The organism is Dietzia sp. B19 (assembly GCF_014145155.1).
GTDB classification, from domain to species: Bacteria; Actinomycetota; Actinomycetes; order Mycobacteriales; family Mycobacteriaceae; genus Dietzia; species Dietzia natronolimnaea.
In genome coordinates, this window is record NZ_JAALED010000482.1 from 1,838 (window position 1) to 4,246 (window position 2,409).

At 70.2% G+C, this 2,409-nt stretch carries 3 protein-coding genes; 2 read left to right on the forward strand and 1 reads right to left on the reverse strand.

Going from position 1 to position 2,409, the window contains the following annotated elements:
- A partial coding sequence (locus tag G6020_RS13315) for a phosphatidate cytidylyltransferase (RefSeq protein ID WP_241732710.1) occupies nt 1-649 on the forward strand: 649 nt, incomplete at its 5' end.
- A 48-nt stretch (nt 650-697) separates the two neighbouring features.
- Here G6020_RS13315 and G6020_RS13320 read toward each other — a convergent pair.
- Nucleotides 698-1,129 (reverse strand): lipopolysaccharide assembly protein LapA domain-containing protein, encoded by a 432-nt coding sequence (locus G6020_RS13320; RefSeq protein WP_179525454.1) that lies wholly within the window; start codon nt 1,127-1,129, stop codon nt 698-700.
- 86 nt (nt 1,130-1,215) lie between these two features.
- Here G6020_RS13320 and rlmN point away from each other — a divergent pair, with 86 nt between their 5' ends.
- Nucleotides 1,216-2,325 carry a 23S rRNA (adenine(2503)-C(2))-methyltransferase RlmN gene (rlmN, locus tag G6020_RS13325; RefSeq protein ID WP_179525453.1) on the forward strand — a complete coding sequence of 370 codons (1,110 nt, stop codon included), beginning with the start codon at nt 1,216-1,218 and terminating at the stop codon, nt 2,323-2,325.
- Nucleotides 2,326-2,409 lie beyond the last annotated feature (84 nt).

Consider the following 2,409-nt stretch of genomic DNA (forward strand, 5'->3'; position numbering starts at 1 on the left):
CCCGCTGGTGCCCCTGCTCCTCGGTGGACAGGCGATGGTCTGGGCCGGGTTCTTCGCCGAGGCAAAGGGCGCCTTCGCCGCGTTCGCCGCCACCACCGTCCTGGTCCTGGTCTGGCGCCTCCTGATGGCGGGGCTGACCACGGCCCCACAGAACTATCTCCGTGACGTCTCGGTGGCCCTGTTCGTCCTGGTGTGGATCGCGGTCCCCGGCGCTCTCGGCGCCATGCTCGCGGACGGCGACCACGGGGCGCAGCGTGTCGTCGCCCTGATCCTGTTGGTGGTGTGTTCGGACGTCGGGGGATACGTCACCGGCGTGCTGTTCGGCAGACACCCGATGGCGCCCGCGGTGAGCCCCAAGAAGTCGTGGGAGGGCTTCGCCGGATCGATGGTGTTCGCCATCATCGGCGGGGCGCTCGTGGTGGTGCTGCTGTTCGACGACAACTTCCTCAAGGGCGTCCTGCTCGGCGTCCTCACCGTCTTCACGGCGACCCTGGGCGACCTCATCGAGTCACAGGTCAAGCGGGACCTGGGCATCAAGGACATGGGCACCATGCTGCCCGGCCACGGCGGCTTCATGGACCGCCTCGACTCGGTCCTGCCCACCGCCGTCGTGGTGTGGATCATCTTCACCTACGTCGTCCCGACCTGAGCGTGCGGGGGCGCGCTCACCGGCGGTCGGCCGTGGGGACGACACCCCTCAGTGGTGGCGGGCCGACACCTTGCGCGCCTTCCGGGCGCGCATCCGCAGCTGCAGGATCCGGAATCCGGCGAACAGCGCCATGATCAGCGCGCCGGCGATGGCGGCGAACAGGATCAGGACCCCCAGGGGGAGGCTGAACTCCAGCCCCAGATACCGCACGCCCGTGGACGTGGTGTTCTGCGCGATGAAGATCAGCAACAGGATCGTCACCAGGGCGCCGAGGACCAGTCCCACCCAGGCCGACCCCAGCTTGCCGCCGTGGGTGTCCATGACGTCGTCGTCGTGGCTCCCGCGTCCACCGCGTGAGTCCCCGGCGGGGACCGTCGCAGGAGCCGAGGCGTGGGTGTCCTCGACCGGCGCGATCTCCGCTGCTCCGGCGGTGTGGTCGGTGTGCTGGGGATCAACTGGTTCGTGCGAACGCGTGGCCATGGGAGGACTCTATTCCCTCACCGGCGCCGACGGCATCCGCTGGCGGTGTGTCGTGCGGTCCGGTTTCTGACACAATGGCAGCCATCATGGTTGAACCACTACCCCTCGTCTTCGACGCCCCCCGCCGGGGTCTTCCGCCTCGTCACTTCGCCGACCTCGACGCAGAGGGCCGGGCTGCGGCGATGAGCGAACTGGGGGTCCCCGCCTTCCGGGGGAAGCAGCTCGCCAACCAGTACTTCGGACGACTCGAGGCCGACCCCGCGGAGATGACGGACCTCCCGGTCGGTCTGCGTGAACAGATCGGTTCCGAGTTGTTCCCGCGCCTGGCCTCCTCGGTCCGGCACATCTCCGCCGACGGGGGCACCACGCGCAAGACGTTGTGGAAGCTGCACGACGGCTCGCTGGTGGAGAGCGTGCTCATGCGCTACCCGGACCGGGCGACGCTGTGCATCTCCAGCCAGGCCGGGTGCGGCATGGCGTGCCCGTTCTGCGCCACCGGCCAGGCCGGGCTCGACCGCAACCTCTCGGCCGCCGAGATCCTCGAGCAGGTGCGCGAGGCCGCCCGGGCGATGCGGGACGGCGAGGTCCCCGGCGGCCCGGGACGACTGTCCAACGTGGTGTTCATGGGGATGGGTGAGCCGCTGGCCAACTACAAGCGGGTCCTCACGGCTGTCCGGGGGATCGTCTCGCCGCCGCCGTCCGGGTTCGGATTGTCCCAGCGTTCGGTCACGGTCTCGACGGTCGGAGTCGTCCCCGCGATCCATCGCCTCGCGGAGGAGGGACTCCAGGTGACCCTGGCGGTCTCGCTGCACACCCCTGACGACGAACTGCGCGACACCCTCGTGCCGGTCAACAACCGGTGGCCCGTCTCCGAGGTCATGGACGCCGCGCGGCACTACGCCGACGCCACGGGCCGGCGGGTGTCGATCGAGTACGCGTTGATCCGCGATGTGAACGACCAGACGTGGCGCGGGGAGATGCTCGGTCGGCTGCTCGTACAGCGCCTCGGGCCCATGGCCCACGTCAACCTGATCCCTCTCAACCCGACTCCGGGCAGCGAGTGGGACGCCAGCCCGAAGCCCCAGCAGGACGCGTTCGTCGCCGCGGTCCAGCAGTCCGGTGTCTCCTGCACCGTCCGGGACACCCGTGGGCAGGAGATCGCCGCCGCCTGCGGCCAGCTCGCCGCCGAAGGCTGAGCTCCGAGGGCCGATCACCGTGAGGTGGGCCCGGGCCGTCCCCGATCACGGACGAGGCCGCCGCCCGCGGATGTCGCGGGCGGC

What these genes read in the sequence shown, in the direction of transcription:
- G6020_RS13320 (WP_179525454.1), bottom strand. Translation starts at nt 1,129, where the DNA reads ATGGCCACGCGTTCGCACGAACCAGTTGATCCCCAGCACACCGACCAC.
- rlmN (WP_179525453.1), top strand. Translation starts at nt 1,216, where the DNA reads ATGGTTGAACCACTACCCCTCGTCTTCGACGCCCCCCGCCGGGGTCTT.